Source organism: Lascolabacillus sp. (assembly GCF_028696275.1).
GTDB lineage: Bacteria > Bacteroidota > Bacteroidia > Bacteroidales > Dysgonomonadaceae > Proteiniphilum > Proteiniphilum massiliensis.
This window is the reverse complement of the sequence record NZ_JAQVHI010000005.1, coordinates 69,194-95,511: the sequence shown is the minus strand read 5'-3', so window position 1 is coordinate 95,511 and position 26,318 is coordinate 69,194. Positions and strand designations below refer to the sequence as shown.

The following is a 26,318-nucleotide window of genomic DNA, read 5'->3' as shown; positions in this document are numbered from 1 at the left end:
GTGGTGCCACCAGGAATCGAACCGGGGACACAAGGATTTTCAGTCCTTTGCTCTACCAACTGAGCTATGGCACCAACATTGCCTTATTTGCGAGTGCAAAGATAATCGCATTTTCAGGATTTACAAAATTTGAAACAACATTTTGCAAAAAAATATTATTTTTCTGCAATGGGATTCCATCCCTGTGCTTTCAATTCTATTTCAACACCATCACGTGTAATCATATAACAGCCGTTTTCAGGTTTAGTGATATGGCCTACCAGGTGTATTCCGGTGATATCCTTCATCTTCTCATGCAGGGTAAGCGGAACGGTGAACAGCAGCTCATAATCTTCCCCACCATTAAGAGCTGCAGTGGTTACATTCATATTGAATGTTTCCGCCATTGCCGCAGTCTGGTAGTCAATTGGAATTCTCTCTTCAAATAGTTGACAACCTACGTTACTCTGTTTGCAGATATGAAGCAGGTCGGATGAGAGCCCGTCTGATATATCAATCATTGATGTTGGGACTATTCCATTTTCAGCCAGCAACTCTACTATATCCTTGCGTGCCTCTGGTTTTAACTGACGTTCAAGAATATACTCCCTGCCTCCAAAATCGGGTTGAAATCCCTTGTCGGGGTTACTCGCGAACACTGATTTTTCTCTCTCCAGTAGCTGCAGACCCATATAGGAAGCCCCCAGGTCGCCAGAAACAAAAATCAGATCGGTGTCTTTAGCTCCGTATCTATATACAATCTTATCATCATCTGCAGTTCCGATACATGTGATACTAATTGTGAAGCCTGTTAGAGAAGAAGTTGTGTCACCACCAATAATATCAACTCCATAAATTTCACAAGCAGTCTTAACTCCACTGTAGAATTCCTCGAGATCTTCCACTGACATCCTTTTTGCTATGCCCAGTGATATAGTTATCTGCTGGGGTTTTCCGTTCATAGCATATATGTCAGAGAAGTTTACCACAGCTGCTTTATATCCCAGATGCTTTAATGGAGTATAAATCAAATCGAAATGAATTCCTTCAAGAAGAAGATCGGTAGTTATAAGAGTACGTTTTCCCGCATTGTCCACAATTGCTGCGTCATCACCAACCCCCTTTACAGTTGTCTCCTGTTTGGTTTTAATATCTTTTGTGAGATGATCTATCAGACCGAACTCTCCCAATGTTGCTATTTCTGTTCTTTTCATATGATATAAAAAAACAGGGAATGCCATCTGATTCAGTATTAGACACTCCCTATTATTATTTGATTACTATTTTATTCAGACTCTCTGAATTATTGTACGCATAATTTCAGCCATCATTGGCTGTGCAATTTTTGCAGCCTCCTGCACCTCTTCGTGAGATACTTCAACTATTTTACCCAATACCCCAAGGTCGGTGATAATCGAGAATGCAAGTACTCTCATTTTTGCATGATTGGCAACAATAACTTCAGGAACAGTTGACATACCAACAGCGTCGCCACCCATGATACGGAAGAAGTTATATTCTGCCGGTGTTTCAAAAGTTGGACCCTGAACGCCAACATATACACCATGCTGCAGTTTGATGTTCTTCTCTTTTGCTATATCCATAGCCATCTGACGCAATTCTTTATCATAAGCTGCACTCATATCAGGGAAGCGTGTGCCAAGCTCCTCGAAGTTTTTACCACGAAGAGGATGTTCTGGGAAGAAGTTGATATGATCCTCAATTAGCATTATGTCACCTACATCAAAGCTGGAATTCATACCTCCCGCTGCATTTGAGACAAACAGATACTCTATTCCCAGAGCTTGGAATACTCGAATTGGGAAAGTAACCTCCTGCATATTATAGCCTTCGTAGTAGTGAAATCTTCCCTGCATGGCAAGAACCTTTTTTCCTCCCAGGGTACCGATAATCAGTTTTCCGCTGTGACCTTCAACTGTTGATACAGGGAAGTTGGGTATTTCAGTATATGGGATTTCGTTCTTTTCCTCAATTTCATTGGCAAGTTCACCAAGACCAGTTCCAAGAATAATCGCCGTATTCGGGATTTCACCAATCTTACCTTTAAGATAATCTGCTGTTTGTTTTATAGTTTCTAACATGTTCTACTATTTTTTTGTTAAATGTTATTCTCTCTTTATTATTTAAAAATGTCACTCTCACCGGGAGGTAGTACATAATATTCTTAATATTCTCCGGCAAATAAGCCAAATCACGGAAGCGAACTGCATCCTTTTCAGTAGTCACAATTATCTTATTTTCATCTTCAACACTATTTACCATATTCTCTATTGATTGAATATCTTTTCTGGTAAAGTTGTGATGATCCGAAAAGAACATTGTGTATAGATTATATGTCTTATACTCAAGTTTTCTTACAAGTGGCTCAGGTGAGGCGATACCAGTTACAAGAAACAGATGCTTTTTGCGCAGGTCGTTTATAGATACCACTTCAGGATGAAGCTCAGGGAATACCGGACTCAGCTTGTCATAATCGAATGTAGTGAAGAATAGTTCCTGAAATGGATATAGATTCAGTCCGTTTGAATATATTCTGAAATCAATGGGCTGCATATCAGGATTACACTTTGTAACTACCACAACAGAAGCCCTATCTATACTCTTAAGAGGCTCTCGCAGCAGTCCCGCAGGCAATAATCTGTCTTCAAACACTGGTCTGTTACAGTCAGCCAGCACAATTGATAATGATGGTCTTACATGACGATGTTGAAAGCCATCATCTAGTAGTATAACATCGGGACGCTCCTCTTTTTCGATAGACATGATTTTTTCTATAGCATTCACCCTGTTCTTATCAACAACAACCAAGGTGTCGGGAAACTTCTTTTTTATCTGCAATGGTTCATCGCCAACATTTCTTACATTAGAATTGGTGTCAACGATTAGAAAACCCTTGCTTTTTCGTTTATATCCCCTGCTTAATACAGCAACTTTGAATTTAGGAGAAAGTAATCGTATAAGATACTCTATATGAGGTGTCTTTCCTGTACCTCCTGCTGTTATGTTCCCCACACATATGATAGGGATGCTGAACGACCGCTGTTTGAGTATATTTTTATTGAACAACCAGTTTCTGAAACTCACAACGGTCCCGTACAGCCACGATAAGGGCAGTAAGGATTTGCGGATTTCAACCTTAGGAATGTCCATAGATATTTTATTTAATATTCAACTCGAAAGGGATGCGTGCCTGGAGATAATCCTGTTCTTTAATCTCCTTCAAAAGCATGAATGTATCGTAACTATCACCCAGGTACTGCCTGATGGTTTTTGCAACAAGCTCTTCCTTAGCAGGTTGCAGAAGCTCTTCAAGTGGTGAGCGCAGTTTTGGGTATTCAAACACAACATAACTCTTGCCAAGGTTTGCAAGCTCAGCGGCAATCTCAATGGCTCTTTCTATACCTCCAAGTTCGTCTACCAGACCAATCTCGAGTGCCTGGTTTCCTGTCCAAACACGCCCCTCTGCATATTGAGCAAGCGTATCTTTTGGAATACCGCGTCCTTCAGCACAACGTGTGAGGAACAGGTCATATCCCTTCTCAATATATTTCTGCATTATCTGTTTTTCGCTATCTTTCATTGGTCGTGTCAAGTTTCCGAAATCGGAAAACTCGTTGGTCTTCACAACATCGGTGTGAACGCCCAGTTTCTTAGTTGTTCCTTCAAGATCGGGGAACATACCAAATATACCGATAGAACCTGTAAGTGTTGTTGGCTGTGCCACTATCTTGTTGGCGTTAGCAGAAATATAGTATCCGCCTGAAGCTGCATAGTCACCCATAGAAACAACCACTGGTTTTTCTTTCTTAAGATTTTCTATAGCTTTCCATATCTGCTCTGAAGCATAAGCACTGCCTCCTCCTGAGTTTACTCTGAAAACAACTGCTTTGATATCTTTATCTTTTCTCAGCTTTTCAATCTCATTGACAAAATGTTTATCCTGAATGTTAGAAGAACCGTTGCCTGAAACAATATTCCCATGTGCATAGAGGAGTGCAATAGTATTGCTTGTCTTCTCAATGGATTTGGTTTTTACCGATTTCATATCAGCAACAGTTGCCGATGGGATCTTTTTATCGCTGTCGATATTCAGTAGTGATCTGAGATATTCTTTCATCTCAGTTTCATAGAGAATTGTGTCAACCAGGTTCTCTGCAAGAAGGAAATCGGTTGACTGTGTCAATGTGAATATGTTGGCAAGCGAGTCGATCTTTTCTATTGATAGTGAGCGAGATTCTGCAAGGTCTTTTCTTATGAAGCTCCATGTATCATTCAGATATGAAGAGATCTGCTCTCTGTTGGCTTCACTCATCTCGTTCTGAGTGAATGGTTCAACTGCAGATTTATATGTGCCCACTTTAAATATTTGCATTTTTACTCCCAACTTGTCAAGTGCATCCTTGATAAAAATTGGGTTTGCGGCCAGACCATGAATATCGAGCATTCCCTGAGGATTGATAGCTATCTTATCGGCTGTAGATGCCAGATAATAGCCTGCCTGGTTGTAGCTGTCGGCGTAAGCAACAACGAATTTGCCGCTCTCCTTGAAACTTTCAAGCTCACTACGGATCTCTGCAAGAGTAGCCATTGATGCGGAAACTTCACGAGAGTCGATGTAAATTCCTTTAATCTTGCTGTTATTCTTTGCTTTGCGGATGGCACTTACAATATCGTTTAACCCCATCTCAGTGATGTAATCTGAACCTAACATTGATGTGAACGGATCAGGTTCAGCGGTCCGTTCAACAATAGTTCCACTTAACTTTAAGTTTAGTACTGAGTTTTCCTGAAGGATAAATTTATCAGAGGTCATTGAACCCATGAATGAGCTTGCAGCACCTACAAACATTATCATTGCTATGAAAAACAGTATAATTTGAGCAATGAGAAATCCCAAAACAGAAGCAAGCACGATTTTTAGAAAATCTTTCATAATGAGGTTGTTTTTTGAATTATATACAAAACAAAAATATACAAAAAACACAGCTCCTGCAATTTAAAATTATACATTCTTAATAAATTCACTTGCAGGTTCCTCGTATGAACATTATATTTGAAGGTTAAAACGGGAAATCGAATAGGTTTCGCATAGTTACCTTTCTTAAAAAAAGGTAAATTTTGGATAAAACAGCTATACTTATGCAGCGTTTTATCTTTTAATTCATCTTTATAATAACTGCGACAATAATGGATGATTCGCAACTAATATCAGCGTGTAAGAAACAGAACCGGGATGCACAAAGAGCATTATATGAGAGATTTGCTCCTGTAATGATGAGTGTGTGTATACGTTATTGCGGTGATGAGGATATTGCACGCGATTTGTTGCACGATGGATTTATCCGTGTTTTTACGCAGATTGGCTCTTTTACGGGCAAAGGTTCTTTTGAAGGATGGCTAAGACGAATATTTGTAAATCTGGCGCTTGAGAATTATCGGAAAGAAAAGAGAAAAAATCTATTTCTGGAAGAGTATGGACAGATGTATATTAATGAATCCGAAGATCAGGCAGATGATTTACTCGACATAGAAGATATTCCCAGGGAAGTTGTATTTGAAATGATCAGAAACTTACCAACGGGATACAGAACTGTGTTTAATCTATACATTTTTGAAGATATGTCGCATAAAGAAATTGCTGAAGAACTGGGCATAAATGAAGCTGCTTCGAGGTCTCAATTCTTTCGGGCTAAAACTTTATTAAAGAAGAAGATTGAAGCCATGCTTGAAAAAAACCATCAAAGAAAAGTACAATGAATTCAGAAGATAAAATAAGAAAACAGTTTCAATCTAAATTCAATGATTTTACAGTACCTCCTCCGTCAGATGGCTGGATGAGGCTGGATGAGTCGTTGAATAATATATCTCTCACTAGAAAGATGGTTGTTCGCCGCAGATGGCAGTATGCTAGCTCTGCTGCTGTAATTTTATTATTGATGGTGGGGGGACTGTTTTATATGAATAGACCTGAGGTAGCAGATGCTCCTCTTTTATCGGATGCAGCTCCATCATCAACAGAGGTTACTACTGAAGTGGAGCTTATTCCGCAATCAGAAGCAGAAGTGGTAAAACCTCAACTGTTTGTAAGCAGGAGTGTGACAACAGCTGTTCCTGTTGTAGAAGAGATTGTTGTGGAGCCAACAAACCCTGTTGATATAATTGCTGATTATATTGATCATGAAGAGTCGCAGGATTATGAGGTTATTGAGAAAAATAGGTTTAGTGAAGAGTCAATAATTGCTGAAGCTGATTATTCACTGCTATATGCTGATTATGACATGGGCAGTGAAGAGGAGTATATATTGTCGTTCGGTGGAAAGGGTGGACTGACCTCATTTCATCAAACTGTAAACTCACCGATGACATTAAGGAGTGCTGCTGTTTCGGGTGAGGCTAATTTTATTGATGAGTCTGAGAAGATGTTCCAGGCAAATAATTTCAGAGACAATATAGCCGAAATGGAGCATGATCAGCCAATCTCATTTGGAGTAACAATTTCAAAATCAATAGCACATAATCTATCTGTAGAAACAGGTCTGATATACTCATACCTCTACTCAAAAAGCAAGAATACAAGTAATACGCTCCAGAATAAACAGACACAAAGTCTGCATTATCTGGGAGTACCTCTAAATCTTAACTACCAACTCTTTTCTTTAAAAGATCTGAATGTGTATGTATCATTGGGTGGTATGATTGAGAAAGATGTTTATGGTAAATTCCGTGAAGAGGGAGTTGGTCAGACATTAGATGATCAGAGCAAGTCTGTTGTAATAATTGATGAAAAAATAACTCAAAGAAATCCTCAGCTGTCGGTAAATACAGGTCTCGGGTTATCCTACCCAATCTACAAAGATCTTAAACTGTACGGTAAAATTGGAGGTGCTTACTACTTTGACGCTAAGAATGAATTTAAAACAATTTACTCAGACAGAAAAATCGTGATGGATTTGAGTCTGGGTCTCAGATATGAATTCAAGTAAATAACTAAATACAGAAAATGTAATGAAAAAATCAATTCTTTTTTTGACTTTAATCGTGACTGCACTCTTTATGACATCATGTCTAGGAGAGGTTAGCAATAATTATTCAGACACAACTTTTGTTTATATAGAAAGTGATGATGTTGGTACTGTTTTTGGCAAAACTTTCTCAATCTATTCACCAGCAAGAATTATCACTTCAAGTAATATGGCTATGATGATGCCGGGTACTTTTAAAATAATGAGCTACAGTTGGGATGAACAGAATGGTACCAAGCCATTAAGTGTAGGTGGTCAGACTATCAATGCAGATTTAGTGCAAATAACCAGTGATGTTATTGATGTACGTCAGACTATGCTAAGAATGAGTCAGTTGCCGGAAATAGAAAATCCAAAAGAGTTTCTTGAAATAGCTCCTCCATTATATGCGGATTCTCGTGAATTCATGGATGACAACTGGATATTTCAATATTCTTATGAAGTGCCAAAAGGACAATCAGCTTATGTTGAATTTTACAAAAGGGATGATGATCCAGATAGCGATGAAATAAAAATTGATCTGAATATAACATATACAGGCACTGCTGATGGTGCTACACTTGAAAAGAAAACAGATTTTCTGGCTGTTGATATGTCACAATTGAGATCAATGTACGAAGGTACTAGCAGTACTGAAACTAAGAAGCTTAACATCAAATTCATATATCACCAAAAAGATCGTAATGAACCGGTCGAATCACAGATATATACGCTCACTGTGAAAAAGTGATATTTATAGATTTTATTTCGACATAAATTAAAAGACAGCAGTACTTTATATGAGTGCTGCTGTTTTTTGATTGAAAATAACTACCTTTGCTCTCCAAAATTGTTTAGAAATGTGGAGAGAAATTTTAGTAATAATCACACAACTTATTGTAGCTTCTCCAAAAGCCTGGAAAGATATTAATAGGGAAAAGAGGACTTATAACGAGTTTCTTAACCGTTTTCTGCATCCGCTTTTTGGAATAATAGCACTAACTTCATTTATAGGGGGATTGTGGATTTCACAAGATGGTAATATGGAAAGTGCATTAAAGAACTCTATAATAAGCATTGTTGCAGTTTACGGAGGTTATTTTATTGCATCTTATGCGATAAATGATCTTGCACCAAGATTTGGTTTGGAGAAAAACCTGTCAATGTATCAGAAATTTGTCGGTTTTGCTTCAGCTGTGATTTATTTGTTGTATATTGTTATTCCCTTTTTTCCCGGTTTTATTATTTTATGGGTATGTGCACTATATACTATTCACCTGGTGTATACCGGAGCTCAGAGTTTTATCTTGATAAAAGAGGATAGACTTACAAATTTCACTCTTATTGCTTCAGCATTGATAATTCTTGCACCGGCTACTATTCATCAGCTTTTTTCCATAACAATTAAATAATGAATCAGCCTCAAATAAATATAAAAAACAAGCGAGCCACATTCGATTATGAATTGCTGGAAATGTTTACAGCAGGAATCGTTCTTACAGGTACGGAGATCAAGTCGATTCGTCTCGGTAAGGCAAGCCTGGTAGATACTTACTGCCAGTTTGAGGGCTCTGGTTTGTGGGTTCGTAATATGAACATTTCGCCATATTTTTATGGAACATATAATAATCATGATTCACGTAGGGATCGCAAACTGTTGCTGAATAAAAACGAACTGCGTAAAATAAGGAGGCTTACAAAAGAAACAGGTTACACGATTATACCTGTAAGATTGTTTATAAATGAAAAGGGATTGGCCAAAATTGTAATTGCTGTTGCCAGAGGTAAGAAACAGTATGACAAGCGTCAGTCATTGAGAGAGAAAGAGGATAAACGTACTATGGACAGAATGTTTAAGAAGTAATTGTTCTCTTTTCAAGTTATCAGTAAATTAGGTTATCATTTAGTTAGGTTATCATTTCGTAAGTTTGTACTTTCTATATAATATGAATTTTAAAAAATATATTTTGGTGCCGGCCATGAAGAAGTCCGGTGCCACCACTTTGTGGCTGCTGAAAATTATCCTGCCAATCTCTCTTGTTGTCAGGTTTTTAGGATATTTTGGTGTACTTGAATTTTTAGCTGGATTTCTTGATCCCGTTTTTATGAATCTGGGACTTCCGGGAAGTACTGCTATCATTTTTATAACATCTGTTTTTCTTCCTCTTTATGCACCATTGGCGATTATAACTTCTATGAGTTTGACGTTAAGAGAACTCACTATTCTTGCTCTCATGTGTCAGATTGCTCATAACTTGCCTGTTGAGAGTGCTGTTCAGGCAAAAACAGGAACTACATTCTGGGGAATGACAACACTGCGAATCACAATGAGTATATTAACAGGTTATATACTTAATGTAATATTGCCGGCTGATATGGGAATGCCCCTGTTTGTGCAGTCAGATGTAGTTGTTATTGATTCAATCGGTATGCTTTTGCTAATATGGATTAAAAGTTCACTTAAAATCTCAATATTGATTACAGTTGTAATTTTCTCACTTAATCTGTTATATAATCTTTTACATGCTTTCAAGCTTATTCCAAAGCTGAGCAAGGGAGTTGAGCCATTGTTGAAGTTTTTTGGACTCTCGGCAAATACCGGCTTTCTATGGCTGATTGGTTATATCGTAGGGGTGGCTTATGGTGGTGCTCTTATGATGGATCAGTTGAAAGATGGGAGAGTTACGCAAGAAGAGGCTAATCTGCTGAACCATCATCTTGCTGTATCTCACTCTGCTATTGAAGATAATCTGTTGTTTGTTGCTCTGGGTGTGTCGATCTGGTGGATATTGGGCGTAAGGTTTGCATTAGCATGGGTAGTTGTATGGTCCCGACGACTAATAATAAGGTTATCAAGTAGGAAGAAAGTCAATTATAATGCTTATTTTTGAATTTATATACTCTAAAAAAACAGGCTTATGTCTGTTTATACATTAAATGGAAAATATATTTTAATGGATGAGTATGCAAAATAAGTAAATAGAGTAAAGATGAAATTGGAAAACTTATTATCCGATCGCATATTGATACTGGATGGTGCGATGGGAACAATGATACAGAGATATAATCTCACTGAAGAGGATTTCAGAGGTGATAGGTTCAGGGATTTTGATGTACTGTTGAAAGGTAACAACGACCTGCTCTCAATTACACGGCCTGATGTGATTAGTGAGATACATCGTGAGTATTTGGCAGCAGGAGCTGATATTATTGAAACAAATACATTTAATTCGACATCAATCTCAATGCAGGATTACAAGATGAGTCATCTTGCAGGTGAGATTAACAGGGCTGCTGTGAAATTAGCCAGGGAGGCGGCAGACGAGTTTACAAAACTTACACCAGAAAAACCTCGTTTTGTTGCAGGTTCGATAGGACCTACTAATAAAACAGCGTCAATGAGTCCGCGTGTTGAAGAGCCTATGTATCGAGCTGCCACTTTTGACCACTTTAAGTCTGCATATAAAGAACAGATTTTTGCGCTTGTGGAGGGTGGTGCAGACCTGCTGCTTATTGAAACTATTTTTGATACTCTTAATGCCAAAGCTGCAATTTTTGCTGCTGAGGAAGTTGCTGCTGAAACAGGGATCAATACTCCTATAATGCTTTCAGTAACACTTTCGGATAAGGCTGGAAGAACCTTATCCGGACAGACACTTGGTGCTTTTGTTGCGTCTGTAAGTCACGCCAACCCTCTACTGATTGGCTTAAACTGTTCTCTGGGTGCAGCAGAGCTCAAACCTTATGTCAAAGAATTGGGTAAAGCAGCTCCATTCTATATATCAACATATCCAAATGCAGGCTTGCCAAATCAACTGGGAGAGTATGATGAGACTCCCGAAAAGATGGCTTCACAGATAAGAGAATTTATAGATGAGAGACTGATCAATGTCGTAGGCGGATGCTGTGGTACAACACCTGAGCATATTTCAAAATATGTTGATCTGGTTAAAGGCGCTATTCCTCACGAGAGATCCAAACCGTCTGAATATATGCAACTTTCCGGATTAGAGATGCTTGAGGTTTCTCCTCAAATAAATTTTCTAAATATTGGAGAGAGATGTAATGTTGCAGGTTCGCGAAAATTCCTGAGACTCATCAAAGAGCAAAAGTATGAAGAGGCCCTTGATATTGCACGCAAGCAGGTAGAGGATGGAGCACAGGTACTTGATATAAATATGGATGAGGGTTTGCTGGATGGCGTTAAAGAGATGACTAATTTCCTTAATATGCTTGCTTCCGATCCCGATGTTTCAAGAGTACCAATAATGATTGATTCATCCGACTGGAATGTACTTGAGGCTGGATTGAAATGTGTCCAGGGTAAACCAATCTTAAACTCTATCTCATTAAAAAATGGTGAAGTGGAGTTTCTGAGACAGGCAAAACTAGCACAGATGTATGGTGCAGCAGTAGTTGTTATGGCATTTGATGAAACGGGTCAGGCCGCCAGTTACGAGCGACGTATAGAAATTTGTGAACGTGCATACAGATTACTCACAGAGAATGGATTTGACCCTAAAGATATAATCTTTGATCCAAATATTCTGGCAATTGCCACAGGTATGGATGAGCATAAGAACTATGCAGTGGATTTTATTGAATCTGTTACCTGGATAAAAGAGAATCTGCCACATGCTAAAGTTAGTGGAGGAGTCAGTAATCTCTCGTTCTCATTCAGAGGGAATGACTATATACGTGAATTGATGCACTCAGCATTTCTTTATCATGCTATAAATGCAGGTCTCGACATGGGAATAGTTAACCCATCACAATCTGTTATTTATGAGGATATTCCTGAAAATGAGAAGCAGCTTGTAGAGGATGTTATATTCAACAGGAGTGATGATGCTACCGAACGGTTAATGGCTTATGCTGAGAAAATTAAAAAAGATAAATCAACTGATACTGAACAAGCTAAAAGCGAAGAGTGGCGCAACTATACTCTTGATGAAAGATTAAGTTATGCTCTTGTAAAGGGTATCAGTGATCACATGGAGGAGGATCTTGCAGAAGCTCTAAGAATATACCCCCGAGCTGTGGATATTATCGATAAACCACTGATGGAGGGTATGAATCGTGTAGGAGATCTGTTTGGTGCAGGTAAAATGTTTCTCCCTCAGGTTGTTAAGGCAGCAAGAGCTATGAAGAAGGCTGTATCAATTTTACAGCCGGTGCTTGAAGCAGAAAAATCAACTGAAGAATCAAATAAAGCAGGAAAGATTTTACTTGCTACTGTAAAAGGTGATGTTCATGACATAGGGAAGAATATTGTTTCAATTGTATTGTCATGTAATAATTATGATATTATAGATCTTGGAGTAATGGTACCTCCTGAAAAGATTATTGAGACAATAAAAAAAGAAAAGCCCGATATTGTTGGGTTGAGTGGACTGATTACTCCATCACTTGGCGAAATGGGTGTAGTCGCTGAAGAGATGCAGAAAGCAGGCTTAAATATACCTTTGCTGATTGGTGGTGCTACAACCTCTAAGCTGCATACTGCACTCAAGATTGAACCTAAATATAGTGGACCGGTAGTTTATGTGAAAGATGCTTCACAGGCTCCCTCAGCGGTGGCTAATCTGATGAATAGAGAGAGCAGGCAGGAGTATATTGAAAAAGTTAAGGAGGAGTATGAGCGACTCAGAGAGAATTATTCACAAAAAGAAGTTGAGCTGGTCACGATTGATGAGGCAAGAGAGAATGCTTATAAAATCGACTGGAACTCTTTTGAGTCTTACAAGCCTAATAGTCTTGGCCGCATAAAATTGGATAAAATAAATATCGCTGAAATAATTCCATGGTTGGATTGGAAGTTTCTGTTTCCTGCATGGAATCTCTCAGCACGCTTTCATACAATTACAAGGATTGGTAAGAGTGATGAAGAGAGAGCTAAATGGATTGAAAGTTTCAGGGAGGATGACCGTGAAAAAGGAAAAGAAGCTATCAAGCTATATGACGATGCTGTAGAAATGCTGAATAAATTTGTATCAGATGATGTGGATTACATAAGGGCTGTATTTGGGATTTATGAAGCATACAGTGATAATGATACTATTTATGTTAAAGGTGATGCTAAAGGAGATTATACTGCATTCCCTTTCCTGCGTCAACAGAAAAAGTCAAGAAAGAATGAATATTATTGCCTGAGTGATTTTACTGCACCACTTGAATCAGGCAAGAAGGATTATATAGGAGCTTTTGCTGTAACTGCAGGCTTTGGAGCCGATGATCAGCTTGAGAGATATAGTGTCGAAGGAGATGAGTACAATGGACTGCTTATGAAGTCTCTTCTCGACAGATTAGCCGAGGCAGCAACAGAGTGGTTGCATGCAAAAGTTCGTCGTGAGTACTGGGGCTACGCCAGTGATGAGGATCTTACAATAGATGAAATGCTTGCTGTAAGGTTCCAGGGTATTCGTCCTGCTGTTGGATATCCATCTATTCCGGATCAGACTACCAATTTTACATTGCATGATCTTCTTTCAACAGAAGAGATTGGTATAAAACTCACTGAGAATGGTGTTATGCATCCAAATGCATCAGTTAGCGGACTCTTCTTTTCACATCCTCAATCTAAATATTTTGGAATTGGTGAAATTGATGAGGCTCAGATGGTGGATTATGCGAATAGAAAAAAGAAGAATCCCGATGAGATCAGAAAATTCCTTATGGCCAATTTAGTTTAAAGTATATTCTTGCATAATAGAAATATAGCGTTTTCAGGAGTTGTTGTAAACAAAGAGAAAGAGTGTTGAGTTAATTGGATTATAAATATGAAGAGAATACTCAACTCTAAAAAAATATCAATTTTGCTCAAATGGAGTGTACTTAATTTAAGTATCTTTGCAATTTAGAATTCTTGTAAATTAATCTTCTAAATTTAAAAACTACAAATGCGCAGTTTTGGCAGTGATAATAATTCGGGAGTTGATCATCGCATAATGGAAGCTCTATCAAAAGCAAATGTTGATCATACGATTGCATACGGGGATGATAAGTGGACACAAGAGGCATCTGAAGTTATTAGCGAACTCCTGGGAAATAAAGATGTAAATTCATATTTTGTATTTAATGGTACCGGTGCTAATGTTGTTGCACTGCAGGCATGCACACTTCCATTCCATTCCATAATTTGTGCATCCACCGCACACATTGCAGTTGATGAGTGCGGTGCACCTGTTAAATTAACCGGGGCTTCACTTAAGGAGGTTCCTACGCCTGATGGCAAACTTACCCCTGAATTGGTTAAACCATACTTGCATGGATTTGGATTTGAACATCACTCACAACCTAAAGTTATAGCTATTTCACAAACAACTGAGTTGGGTACTGCATATACTATTGATGAGATTAAGTCTTTAGCGGAACTAGCACATGATAACGATATGTATCTGTTTGTAGATGGTACACGTATTGCTAATGCATGTGCTTTCATAAATACTGGCCTCAAGGAGATGACTGTTGACTGCGGAGTTGATATATTTACTATCGGAGGCACAAAAAATGGATTAATGTTTGGTGAAGCGTTAGTATCTTTACGTAAAGAGCTGTCCGAAAATATTAAATATTACAGGAAACAGACTACCCAACTTTATTCAAAAATGAGATATATATCGGCACAGTTTATTCCGTATCTGAAAGAGAATATTTGGTTGGAGAACGCCAGGAAGTCAAATAGTGCAGCACAAATACTGTCATCTGAAATGGCGAAGATTAAAGGTGTTGAGATAACACAGCCTGTTGAGTCTAACGCTATATTTTTTATTCTGCCTAAAGAAATTACCGATAAGTTGCGTGAACGCTATTTTTTCTATGACTGGGATGAAAGACGTAACGAAATGCGATTAGTATGCTCTTGGGATACCACCAATGATGATATTTATGATTTTATTAAATACCTGAGAGAGATTACAGAAACTTATTAATGATCACTTACTACTCATATTCTATCTATGTTTGATTTTTTAGATGTATATCCCTGGTTATTACCATTTATAATTTTCCTTGGACGTGTAATTGACGTTTCACTTGGAACTCTTCGAATTATATTTGTTTCAAAAGGAGAGAAATATAAAGCACCAATTATAGGTTTTATAGAGGTGTTTATCTGGGTAATGGTTATTTCACAGGTACTCTCACGCGCAAACGATTTAGTCTCATATCTTTCATATGCAGCGGGCTATGCTACAGGTAACTATATTGGGATACTACTCGAAAATAGAATAGCTTATGGAATTGTCCTTTGCAGAATCTATACCCAGAAGAATGGGAACGCGTTGATTCAAACACTCAATAAATTAGACTTTGGAGCAACATTAACACACGGAAGTGGTTCTACAAATGAAGTGGATATTATTGAAACTGTTGTGGATAGGAAAGAACTGAAAACATTAGAGGCTACAATTAATAGTTTTGATAATAATAGTTTTTATGTTATTGAGGATGTACGTACAAAACAGAATGGTATTTTTCCTAAACGTAAATCCCTCCTGGATCGCTGGAGAATAGGAAAGTAGATTATTGTCTGCATAGCTAACAGTTTTCCGTAAGCTTAGCCTCTTGCCATATTTCTTCAAGCTCTTCAAGTGAAAGCTGATTCAATGATTTACCCATCTCCTTAACCTTTTTCTCCATATAATTAAATCGGTAAATGAATTTTTGGTTAGTTCTTTCCAGGGCATTGTCAGGATTTACTTTGTAGAGTCGTGCAGCATTTATGATGCTAAATATGAGATCACCAAATTCAGATTCGGTTTTATCAGCATCCATGCTATCTATCTCTTCTTTTAGTTCAAGCATTTCCTCTTTCACCTTCTCCCATACATCCTGACGTTGTTGCCAGTCGAATCCCGAATTGCGTGCCTTATCCTGTATCCGATAAGCTTTAACAAGTGAAGGTAATGCCGAAGGAACACCCTCGAGAACAGTCTTATTGCCTCCTTTTTCTTTTAGTTTAATCTGTTCCCAAGATTGCTCAACTTTACTTGCAGAATCTATATTTATATCACCAAATACGTGAGGGTGTCTGAAGATAAGTTTGTCTGAAATAGCATTACATACATCAGCTACGTCAAATTCTTTTTTCTCTTCACCTATTTTAGAGTAGAATACAATATGAAGAAGCAGGTCACCAAGTTCCTTTTTTATCTCATCATTGTCATTGTTGATGATCGCTTCAGCCAGCTCGTAGGTTTCCTCAATTGTATTTGCACGCAGGCTTTCATTGGTCTGTTTGTTATCCCATGGACATTTCTCACGAAGTTCGTCCATAATATCAAGTAGTCTCCCGAAAGCTTCAAGCTTCTCTTGTCTGCTGTTCATTATTGTATTGTACTAATCTTGGGTGTCTTAATGAATTTAACTCTAATCTTTTATGGTTTACTTTTCAAAGTTTCTTAGTCCTGTTTGAAGAAATTCCACATATTTATCTACACTCTCATCATATGCATGTGCAGGAGAAAGCGGTTTTCCCTGATGATCCAACACCACATAATAGGGCTGTGATTGTATACCAAATTTATAACGTTGAAGGTAACTCCATTTGTCGCCGACCGTTCTCAAACGCGTTTTTTTGCCGGCATCATCAACCTCAATCACCTCTGGTAGTCTGGTTCTCTCATCTACCATTAAAACAATAAACACAAACTCTTCCTCAATAAGGTTCTTCACTCTATCTTCGGCAAGAACTGTTGCGTCCATCTTATGGCAGTTTACACAGCCATGACCACCAAACTCAAGAAGTACAGGCTTCCCTTCACGTGCGGCATATGCCATACCTGCTTCATAATCATCAAATATCAGCCCTTTTGATTCACCGGTTAGATTAAAATCAAGTGTTGATAAAGGGGGTGCAATTGCACTAAGCGGTTTAAGTGGAGCACCCCATAATCCCGGTACCATATAAACAGCAAAAGCAAATGATAACATTGCGAGAATCAACCTGGTAAGTGATACATTATTAATATCGCTATCTCCCTTAAGTTTGATTTTTCCTAGCAAGTACACTCCAAGTACCACAAATAGTACTATCCATATGGCAAGGAATATATCTCTGTCCAGCAAGCCCCAGCCACTTGAGAGGTCGGCCACCGATAGGAATTTAAGTGATACAGCAAGTACTATGAATCCAAGCACAACCTTAACAGTGTTGAGCCAACTTCCTGATTTGGGAAGTGTTTTCAACCATGATGGGAATATGGCAAATAGTGTAAAAGGAATGGATAATGCTAGTGCAAATCCAAACATACCAACTGTTGGTGCCATCAGGTTGCCGTGAGTAGCAGCATCTACAAGCAACCATCCTATTATTGGACCTGTACATGAAAATGATACCAGTGCCAGGGTGAATGCCATAAAGAATAGACTCAGAAATCCCTTTGAGCTGTCAACTTTACTATCCATCTTGTTTGTCCACGATGCAGGTAAAACCAGCTCAAATGCCCCCATGAATGAAAATGCAAAAGTGATAAGCAGAGCAAAGAAGATCAAGTTGAATATCGGACTGGTAGCCAGGTTATTTAAAGCACTTGCCCCAAATATTGCGGTAATTAGAAGTCCTAATGTTACGTAGATTATTATTATTGAAAGTCCATAAATGCTGGCATCCTGAATTGCTTTTCTACGGCTTTTCTTATTTCTGTTCAAGAAAAAGCTTACTGTAATTGGTATCATTGGCCAGACGCATGGAGTAAGAAGGGCAGCGAATCCCCAAATAAGACCTTTTAGGAAAATACTAATCAAAGATGCATTTGCTAGATCTTCTCCATCGCTTAATTCTTGTAACTCCTCAATTACAGGGGTCCACAGCAGATCTCTGTCGACAGATTCCAATGTTACATTTGATCTGGCAGATTCATTTCCTGATATTGATCCTGCATCATTAATATCCGCAGTTTCATTTCCGGTAACAACTTCATTTTGGTTTCCACTAACATCATCTGATGAGGTTGCAGTTATTACTAATGTGGCAGGAAGATTTGAACCTGTAAATGAGAAATCTACAGGTAGGGGAGGTGTACAGGTCTGATCGTTACAAGCCTGAGCTCGTACATTTCCAATTACTGAAAATGAGCTTTTGTCTGTCACCTTAAGTTTCTGGGCAAAAGTAACGCTGTTAGTAAAAGATCCGATCTCCATCATGAAAATCTCATCAAACTTTACTTTTGCTTTTTTATCAATAGACTTGAACTCTCCAACAGGAACAGCACCTTTAATCTCATCAAACTCAATCATTGTTGGATTTGGTCCCCCTTCGGGTATATTGGTGTCGTACATATACCAGCCCTGTTCAACAGTAGCTTTTGCTAATATATTAATCTCTCCGTTTCCAGCATCTGAAAGAGTAAAATCCCAGGATATTGGATTCTGTGCGTGTAAAATAACAGAAGAAAGGAGAATTAAGACTCCAATACTGAATAATCTGCGTGCTATTTTTTTCATCTTTTATCTATTATTGTATTCTTTTCGGACTAACAAAGTTAATGAACAGATGTTTATTTCCTAAATTTATTTGAGTTATTAAAAAAGTGGATTGAGCTAAAGCAGTGCACAATCGGGAAGTATAACTGATAGAAATTATTTATTAATAATAATATCCAGAACAACTTTATCAGTCTCTGACATGCCATTGTTACCTATCAGCGCCAGGTTTCTTATTGTCTGATCAATATCCTGATCAATAATCCCCTCCAGAGGCGAAGCTACACCATCCTCAATGGCCATCAGGGCTGAGAGTGTTGCAGTAGATACTCCACTGGCTATTTTTAATGCACAGCTGGGTTTAGCTCCATCACAAATCATTCCTGTAATGTTTGCTATCATATTTTTTGCTGCAAATGTTATCTGATTATAATTTCCACCCATTAGATAGGTGATTCCGCAACTGGATCCTGTTGATGCTACAACGCAACCGCAAAGTGCCGATAATCTGCCAATATGTTGTTTGATATAAATCATAGAGAGATTACTAAGAATAAGTGCTCTTATAAGCTGTTCGTCAGAAGCACCGGTATTCTCAGCGAAAGTTAGTACAGGTAAAGTCGCAGCTATACCCTGATTACCACTTCCGCTGTTACTCATAACAGGCACCATTGCACCGGCCATCCTTACATCACATGCACCAGCTGTAGATGATACCATCCTGCTATGCAGGTTGTCCCCAAATATTCTCTGTCCTGTTTCACCCTTAATGTTCTTAGATACATTATGGCCAAATTGTCCATTATACGACCTTTCAGCAGCCCTTTTATTCATTCTTGCAGCATCGAGTATAAACTCCAGTTCATCAATTGGAGATTCTGTCGCATAGAGGTATATTTTCCTAAAACTTAGCTGAGGTCTGTTTTTTAGATTCTCTTTTGAGTCTGTATCGTTTTTATAGAGAGTTTTTCCATTCAGTTCAATGTGTGAAAAAAAAGTGTGATTACCGGTTATTGTTGCGACAGACCTGTTTTCTTTGTTAATGCAATGAACCTCAATATATAACTTCTCAGAGATATTATCCTTTAAATTTATATTGATTATTTTGTCATTGATAAACTTTTTGCCTCGTTCCACATCTTCATGAGAAATATTATCAAGCAGCTCTAAACCCTTTTCAGATTTACCAATTAACGCACCCAGAGCAATAGCAATAGGCAACCCATTCATACCTGTACCAGGTATGCCAACACCCATAGCGTTTTTGATTATGTTTGCACTTAAGTGAACATCAATCTTATCCGGTATTTCACCTAAAACTTCTGTAGCTCTTGCTGTGCATAAGGAAACAGCAATTGGTTCAGTGCAGCCAACTGCCGGAATTATCTCCTGTTGCATCAGTAATTTTATCTCTGTTCTTTCTTTATCTGCTAACACTTTGGTGGTTATTTAAAATTTTAAGGGACAAAGATACATAAATTTGAACGCAAAAAACCGGTCTTTTAACTGTTGTAAAACAAGACCGGTTTATTTTTATATGCAATTTAATTATTGCTCTGAATTTACATTATGCCAGCTTTTTCATATGAGATGCCTAAAGCGTCTGCTACACCTCTTCCGTAAGCAGGATCAGCTTTATAGCAATTGCCAATGTGACGTATTTTAATTATTTCATCACTATCTCCCATATTGCGGGCAGTATTTTCAAATAATCTCTGCTGCTCTTCCGGGTTCATAAGTCGGAACAACTTACCTGGCTGTTCATAATAATTGTCGTCATCAGCACGGAAATCCCAACGCTTGATATCTCCATTTACCTTCTGAACCGGTTCGTCATGTTCGGGTTGTTCACGCCATACATTATAGCTGTTTGGTTCATAATGCAATGTAGCTCCATGGTTCCCATCAACACGCATCTGTCCGTCACGGTGGAATGAGTTGTATCGCTCTTTCACACCTTTAGGCTGATTAACAGGTATCTGATGATGATTTACACCAAGTCTGTATCTTTGAGCATCTCCATAAGAGAAGAGTCTTCCCTGAAGCATTTTATCTGGAGAGAACCCGATTCCGGGAACAACATTTGCCGGATTAAAAGCTGCCTGTTCAACATCCTGGAAATAGTTGTCAGGGTTGCGGTTAAGTTCAAATTCACCTACAGGGATAAGAGGGAAATCACCTTTATACCACACTTTTGTCAAATCAAACGGATTGAAAGGCATTTTCTCAGCCTGATCTTCAGTCATAACCTGAATATACATTTTCCATTTTGGGAAGTTGCCATTACCAATTGCTTCAAACAGGTCGCGTTGATGACTTTCGCGGTCTTTTCCTATAAGCTCTTCTGCTTCTGCATCTGTAAGATTCTCTATTCCCTGTTGTGTAACAAAATGGAATTTAACCCAGTGACGCACATTGTCAACATTAATGAAGCTGAAAGTGTGGCTTCCAAAGCCATGCATGTGACGATAACTGCGAGGTATTCCTCTGTCACTCATTGTTATTGTAACCTGATGAAGCGCTTCGGGCAGACTAGACCAGAAGTCCCAATTGTTATTAGGGCTTCTCAGATTTGTATAGGGATCTCTTTTAACAGCGTGGTTTAGGTCAGGGAACTTAAGAGGATCCCTGAAGAAGAATACAGGTGTATTATTACCAACTAAATCCCAGTTGCCCTCTTCTGTGTAAAATTTCATTGCAAACCCTCTGATATCTCTTTCAGCATCTGCTGCACCTCTTTCTCCGGCTACTGTTGAAAAACGAACAAACATTTCTGTCTGTTTCCCAATCTCTGAAAATATCTTCGCCTTAGTGTATTGCGTAATATCATGTGTAACGGTAAATGTACCATATGCACCTGATCCTTTGGCATGCATTCTTCTTTCAGGTATTACCTCTCTGTCAAAATGTGCCAGTTTCTCTAAAAACCATACATCCTGCAGCATCATTGGGCCGCGAGGTCCTGCTGTCATCGCATCCTGATTATTACCCACCGGAGCTCCTGCAACAGTAGTCATTTTCATCTGGTTTTTTTTGTCTTTCTGTTTTTTAATCTCTTCTGCATTCATATAAAATAATTTTAGTGGTGATTGGTTACTCTGTATTTAGTAGATTATCAAGTGAATAAACATGCTTAAGAATACTCACTCTCTGAAGTGTTATTTTCAGGTTTTTATTATTTTAAACTCTTTATTATTTGGTTTGTGTCTAGTTGTTTTGGTAAAGTATTTATTAAATGGCATTAATTATCTGATAAGATTCATTATTATTTTATAACAGTGCAAATAATCAAACGTTCATTTTTATTAAATAATATATTTTGAAAACATCTTGGGCTTTTATATTTGTTATCTTTGTAATAAAGTAAATCACCCTCTAAATATACATATTTTTTAGCAAAAACCTATATAAATGGAGAAACAGAAAAGGAAACCGGCGGTTAAAGTAATCGAGAAAACAGTAGTAGCACCCGATATTGGTAAATTACCACCACAGGCAAGAGAGCTTGAAGAGGCAGTACTAGGTGCGTTGATGCTTGAAAAGGATTCTTATTCAATAGTAGGTGAAATACTCAAGCCTGAAAGTTTTTATGATCCTGTTCATCAGATAATTTATGGAGCTATTCAAGGCCTGTCGATGCAACAGAAACCTGTTGATGTTCTTACTGTGGTTGAAGAACTCAAGCGGCGTGGTGAACTTGAGGCTGCTGGCGGACCTGTTTATATAGCAGAGCTTTCAGAGAAAGTTGCCTCTGCAGCTCATATCGAGTATCATGCAAGAATTATAGCACAAAAATATCTTGCACGCGAACTGATCTCATTCTCATCGGATGTTTCACAAAATGCATTTGATGAGACTGTCGATGTGGATGACCTTATGCAGGAGGCTGAAGGTAAACTGTTCGAAATATCACAGCGTAATGTAAAAAAAGATGTAATACAGATCAATCCGGTTATTAAAGAGGCAATGGAGAATATCCAGATTGCTGCAAATCGCAAGGATGGAATGAGTGGTCTCCCAACCGGATTTAAGGAATTGGACAAGCTTACATCAGGATGGCAGAATTCAGATTTGGTTATTATTGCTGCCCGTCCTGCAATGGGTAAAACGGCATTGGTGCTTTCTATGGCAAAAAACATTGCTCTTGATTATCAACAGCCGATAGCTATATTCTCACTTGAGATGTCAAATGTACAGCTGGTTAACAGGTTGATAGTAAATGTTTGTCAGATTAAAGGGGAGAGTATTAAAAGCGGTAGACTTAGTGATGATGAGTGGGAACGACTTGATAAAAACCATAAACTTCTTTATAATGCTCCTATTTATATTGATGATACACCAAGTCTTTCAGTATTTGAGCTCCGCACAAAAGCAAGACGTCTTGTACGTGAGCATAAAATCAGAGCAATCATTATTGACTACCTTCAGTTGATGAATGCAAGTGGCATGAATTTTGGCAGTCGTGAACAGGAGGTAAGTATGATATCCCGATCACTTAAAGGATTGGCAAAAGAACTCAATATTCCTATACTTGCACTATCTCAGCTTAACCGTGGTGTTGAGTCAAGGGTTGGAACAGAAAGGAAGCGACCACAGCTTTCAGACCTTCGTGAATCGGGAGCGATTGAACAGGATGCTGATATTGTATGTTTTATTCACCGACCCGAATATTATCGTATTACAGAAGATGAGATGGGTAATTCTCTGGTTGGTATAGCGGAAATAATTGTGGCAAAACATCGTAATGGTCCCACCGGTATTGCAAATATGCGTTTTGACGGTGAGTATGCTCGATTCCAGAATCTGGATGATTATGCAGTAGGCAGAAATTATGTAGAGCTACCCTCTAAAATGAATAAATCATTCAAGCCTAATGAATCGGTAGAATACAATAATTCAACCGGCAATGCACTAAGTGATGAGCCGCTGCCATTTTAATCAACAGCCTATATTTTTAAGTATATAACTGAAAAATAGAAATATAATAGTGTTAAAATAGCTCTAATTACTGTAAAACAATTGTAACTCAGAGCGACTAGAGCTGATTTTTGAATAATATTAGTACTTTTGTGAGTGTTTTTTCAGAACAGTTTTATAATTAAGATAGATAAATAATGATTGATTCTCTTAGGTTTAGCAAATTATTGGCAATTGTAGTTCTGTTTTTATTAGGGATACAGTCTCTGAATTCTCAGGGAATGCCGTATGAAACCGTAACCGTTGATGGGAAATCATATTACAAATATAAAGTACAGCCGGGAGAGGGTTTGTATTCTATTTCCCGCACCTTTTCCGTAACTGTTGCAGATTTATTAAGAAGTAACCCCAATGCAAACCAGGGTTTGCAGAATGGACAGGAGCTACTTATACCAATAACAAATGAAAACCTTCAGTCTCAGTTCAGCACTTCCGAGAATAATTCTGTTGGATCTGTAGCTCAATCCATAGATCAGACATCACCGATAGATCAGAATAAAAATTTCAGACATACTGTTGTAAAAGGTGAGACTGTTTTCAGTATTTCGCAGATGTATAATACTACAGTGGATGAAATTTATCGACTAAATCCAGATGCAAGAGAGTCAATTTCTATAGGTCAGGTACTGATACTCCCTCAAAGAAGGGTGATCAGTGAAGTAAAGGAGGAAAACTACCGCTATCACACAATTCTACCAAAAGAGACACTCTACTCTGTATCAAGAACATATTCATTGAGACCTGAGGATGTGATTACTGCAAATCCGGGACTGACGGTGGAGACTTTCCAAATAGGAAGAACTATACGTATCCCATTTTTTGAGTCATATGAGGTGGTAATTCCATATGAAGCACAAACATCAGATATTATTCACAAAGTAAGCAGAGGTGAAACACTTTATAGTATCTCACGACAGTATAATGTCCCTGTTGGAGAAATAGAGGCCAAAAATCCTATGCTGGCTGGTGGACTAAAGACAAATATGGAGCTGATTATTCCTGTTAAAAAGAGTTCACTTGAAGGTACAACTCAAAGATTGGAAAACGAAGTAAACAGGCTGCTTGTTCAAAGAAAAGGTCCTCAAAGAGTGGATATCATTAAAGTTGGTCTTCTATTGCCGTTTCTCGACGAAGCCGGTGGTGCCCACATTCGCCTGCAGGAGTATTATGAAGGCTTCCTTTTGGCTGTTGAGGAATTGAAAAACAGAGGTACAGATCTGGAGCTTTATGTATTTGAGATTGGTAAAGGAAGTGATACAAAAAAACTTGAAAGTCTTCTTCAAACACTTGAAATGCAATCACTGAATCTGATAATAGGCGGAGTGAGTGATGCACAGATAAGAACTCTTTCAGACTTCTCAAAAGCAAATAACATAAAATATGTTGTTCCTTTTTCTCAAAGTAATGGAGAGGTGTTAAACAATGGGAATATTTTTCAGGTAAATCCTTTGCAAAAGTCAATCAACGACAATGCTTCTGAGTTGTTTGTGGAGACTTTCAGAAATGCAAATATTATATTCGTAAGTGGAGGACAGAATGATAAAATGGAGTTGCTTTCTCAGATTCAGATTAATTTGAGAAATAACAATATTAGGTACGAAACTATAAGTATTACAAGCACTCTGGAGACTTCAATACTGGCTTTACTAAGCAAAACGAAAGAGAATATTATTATTCCTACCAGCGGTGACTCAAACACCTTGAGGAGAGTAATCGATGAATTGAAAAAAGTTCAGGAAACTGATTCTGAATATGTGTTCAGACTATTTGGCTATCCTGAATGGCAGACCTACTCAAATTTAATTCGTGAATATCATCATTTTGGAACATATATTTACAGTCCTTTCTTTGTAGACAATAATAACCCTGCAACAAAAGCATTTACCGAGAGGTTTCATAAATGGTATGGAAGGAACTTACTCGATACTAATCCCGGTTACGGAATGTGGGGATATGATACAGGGATGTTCTTCCTGACGGCACTGGACAGATATGGTGTTAACTTTGAACAGCAGGTTGATAACGTTCGTGTTAATACTTTGCAGTTCCCATTTAACTTTAAAAGATTAAATAACTGGGGAGGATTCATAAATTCCGGTATATATCTTATAAATTATGATACGAACGGAAGAATTGTAAAAATGGATAAAAGCAGATGAAACGAATATTATTCATCTTTCTTACGTTAGCACTACTTATCTCTGATAATCTTTTTGCTCAAAGAGATAACTTTCTGGGTGAGTTTTATTTTGGTGCAGGAGCAAGTGCTCTTGCTACAAGGGTTGATTTTTTACCTTCTGTTCCTCAGACTTTGAAAATTGGAGTTTCAGGTGGTATTGCTGCAAAATATGTTTCACAGAGGAACTTAGGTTTGATTGTGGAGGCTAACTATTCACAGAGAGGATGGGAGGAGGAGTTTGATCCCGAATCGGGTTTCTCATACAACAGAACCTTAAATTATATCGAAATTCCATTTATGACACATGTCTATTTTGGTAACAAAACACGTTTTATAATAAATGCCGGTCCCCAAATTAGCTATCTTTTATCTGAAAACCATGAAATGAGTCAGGCACTTAGCGATGATATAGATGCTCGCAGAGAGGCAAATCCAGATCGTACTATAGGTTATCAATACAACCCATTTAGCGAAATGCAAAAGGTGGATTACGGCTTAGTAGGGGGAATGGGTATTGAGATTCAAACAGGTATTGGGAACTTTGATTTAGAGGGAAGATACTATTTTGGATTAGGGGATATTTTCACCAGTCGCAGAAGCGAGAATGCCTATTTCGGACGATCTGCACACCGCTTGATAGAAGGGAAACTAACTTACTACATTAAAATCCGTTAATCATTTTATTTTTTAATAATAAAAATCATTGATTGTTTTGAACAAAAACATATGAATAAATG

At 38.1% G+C, this 26,318-nt stretch carries 20 protein-coding genes and 1 tRNA gene; 12 read left to right on the top strand and 9 right to left on the bottom strand.

Features of this window, described 5'->3' with window-relative positions:
• Position 1 precedes the first annotated feature (1 nt).
• The 5 genes from PHO43_RS02765 to sppA form a co-directional block, all read right to left on the bottom strand.
• Positions 2-74, bottom strand: a tRNA-Phe gene (locus PHO43_RS02765).
• An 81-nt stretch (positions 75-155) separates the two neighbouring features.
• Complete coding sequence (gene thiL, locus PHO43_RS02760) at positions 156-1,193, bottom strand: thiamine-phosphate kinase (RefSeq protein WP_045090737.1); 1,038 nt, start codon at positions 1,191-1,193, stop codon at positions 156-158.
• 75 nt (positions 1,194-1,268) lie between these two features.
• Complete coding sequence (locus PHO43_RS02755; RefSeq protein WP_045088836.1) at positions 1,269-2,081, bottom strand: purine-nucleoside phosphorylase; 813 nt, start codon at positions 2,079-2,081, stop codon at positions 1,269-1,271.
• On the bottom strand, positions 2,044-3,150 hold the full coding sequence (lpxK, locus tag PHO43_RS02750) for a tetraacyldisaccharide 4'-kinase (protein ID WP_045088837.1): 1,107 nt from the start codon (positions 3,148-3,150) through the stop codon (positions 2,044-2,046). Before lpxK ends, PHO43_RS02755 begins: the two co-directional genes overlap by 38 nt.
• 7 nt (positions 3,151-3,157) lie before the next feature.
• The gene (gene sppA, locus PHO43_RS02745; protein WP_045088838.1) at positions 3,158-4,933 is read right to left on the bottom strand and encodes a signal peptide peptidase SppA; all 1,776 of its coding nucleotides are present in this window, start codon (positions 4,931-4,933) and stop codon (positions 3,158-3,160) included.
• 254 nt (positions 4,934-5,187) lie between these two features.
• On the opposite strand from sppA, the gene PHO43_RS02740 reads away from it, so the two are divergent.
• The 9 genes from PHO43_RS02740 (at position 5,188) to PHO43_RS02700 (ending at position 15,523) form a co-directional block, all read left to right on the top strand.
• Positions 5,188-5,757 (top strand): RNA polymerase sigma factor, encoded by a 570-nt coding sequence (locus PHO43_RS02740; RefSeq protein ID WP_045088839.1) that lies wholly within the window; start codon positions 5,188-5,190, stop codon positions 5,755-5,757.
• The gene (locus PHO43_RS02735; protein ID WP_045088840.1) at positions 5,754-6,983 is read left to right on the top strand and encodes an outer membrane beta-barrel protein; all 1,230 of its coding nucleotides are present in this window, start codon (positions 5,754-5,756) and stop codon (positions 6,981-6,983) included. The genes PHO43_RS02740 and PHO43_RS02735 overlap by 4 nt, the downstream gene beginning before the upstream one ends.
• 22 nt (positions 6,984-7,005) lie before the next feature.
• The gene (locus PHO43_RS02730; RefSeq protein WP_154904845.1) at positions 7,006-7,752 is read left to right on the top strand and encodes a hypothetical protein; all 747 of its coding nucleotides are present in this window, start codon (positions 7,006-7,008) and stop codon (positions 7,750-7,752) included.
• A gap of 109 nt (positions 7,753-7,861) precedes the next feature.
• Positions 7,862-8,413 (top strand): YIP1 family protein, encoded by a 552-nt coding sequence (locus tag PHO43_RS02725; RefSeq protein WP_045088842.1) that lies wholly within the window; start codon positions 7,862-7,864, stop codon positions 8,411-8,413.
• Entirely contained in the window at positions 8,413-8,865 is a 453-nt protein-coding gene (gene smpB, locus PHO43_RS02720) for an SsrA-binding protein (RefSeq protein ID WP_045088843.1), read from the top strand. Before PHO43_RS02725 ends, smpB begins: the two co-directional genes overlap by 1 nt.
• 82 nt (positions 8,866-8,947) lie before the next feature.
• A complete protein-coding gene (locus PHO43_RS02715) occupies positions 8,948-9,892 on the top strand; it encodes a nucleoside recognition domain-containing protein (protein WP_288009783.1) in 945 nt (314 codons plus the stop codon).
• A gap of 99 nt (positions 9,893-9,991) precedes the next feature.
• Complete coding sequence (metH, locus tag PHO43_RS02710) at positions 9,992-13,693, top strand: methionine synthase (RefSeq protein ID WP_288011212.1); 3,702 nt, start codon at positions 9,992-9,994, stop codon at positions 13,691-13,693.
• Positions 13,694-13,900: 207 nt separating this feature from the next.
• Entirely contained in the window at positions 13,901-14,932 is a 1,032-nt protein-coding gene (locus tag PHO43_RS02705) for a threonine aldolase family protein (protein WP_288011209.1), read from the top strand.
• A 27-nt stretch (positions 14,933-14,959) separates the two neighbouring features.
• Positions 14,960-15,523 carry a DUF2179 domain-containing protein gene (locus PHO43_RS02700; protein WP_045088847.1) on the top strand — a complete coding sequence of 188 codons (564 nt, stop codon included), beginning with the start codon at positions 14,960-14,962 and terminating at the stop codon, positions 15,521-15,523.
• Between the two features lie 16 nt (positions 15,524-15,539).
• Here the strand turns inward: PHO43_RS02700 and mazG are convergent, their stop codons facing one another.
• The 4 genes from mazG to PHO43_RS02680 form a co-directional block, all read right to left on the bottom strand.
• Positions 15,540-16,328, bottom strand: a complete 789-nt coding sequence (mazG, locus tag PHO43_RS02695) for a nucleoside triphosphate pyrophosphohydrolase (RefSeq protein WP_045088848.1) — start codon at positions 16,326-16,328, stop codon at positions 15,540-15,542.
• Between the two features lie 57 nt (positions 16,329-16,385).
• Complete coding sequence (locus PHO43_RS02690) at positions 16,386-18,446, bottom strand: protein-disulfide reductase DsbD family protein (RefSeq protein WP_045088849.1); 2,061 nt, start codon at positions 18,444-18,446, stop codon at positions 16,386-16,388.
• Between the two features lie 135 nt (positions 18,447-18,581).
• Positions 18,582-19,862 (bottom strand): L-cysteine desulfidase family protein, encoded by a 1,281-nt coding sequence (locus PHO43_RS02685; RefSeq protein ID WP_045088850.1) that lies wholly within the window; start codon positions 19,860-19,862, stop codon positions 18,582-18,584.
• 125 nt (positions 19,863-19,987) lie between these two features.
• Positions 19,988-21,493: a catalase gene (locus PHO43_RS02680; protein ID WP_502867168.1), complete on the bottom strand. Its 1,506-nt coding sequence runs from the start codon at positions 21,491-21,493 to the stop codon at positions 19,988-19,990.
• 343 nt (positions 21,494-21,836) lie between these two features.
• On the opposite strand from PHO43_RS02680, the gene dnaB reads away from it, so the two are divergent.
• The 3 genes from dnaB to PHO43_RS02665 all read left to right on the top strand — a co-directional run bounded on the left by dnaB (position 21,837) and on the right by PHO43_RS02665 (position 26,256).
• Positions 21,837-23,363 carry a replicative DNA helicase gene (dnaB, locus tag PHO43_RS02675; protein WP_288011206.1) on the top strand — a complete coding sequence of 509 codons (1,527 nt, stop codon included), beginning with the start codon at positions 21,837-21,839 and terminating at the stop codon, positions 23,361-23,363.
• Between the two features lie 176 nt (positions 23,364-23,539).
• A complete protein-coding gene (locus tag PHO43_RS02670) occupies positions 23,540-25,561 on the top strand; it encodes an amino acid ABC transporter substrate-binding protein (protein WP_288011203.1) in 2,022 nt (673 codons plus the stop codon).
• Positions 25,558-26,256, top strand: coding sequence for a porin family protein (locus tag PHO43_RS02665; protein ID WP_045088853.1), 699 nt, complete (start codon positions 25,558-25,560; stop codon positions 26,254-26,256). Before PHO43_RS02670 ends, PHO43_RS02665 begins: the two co-directional genes overlap by 4 nt.
• Positions 26,257-26,318 lie beyond the last annotated feature (62 nt).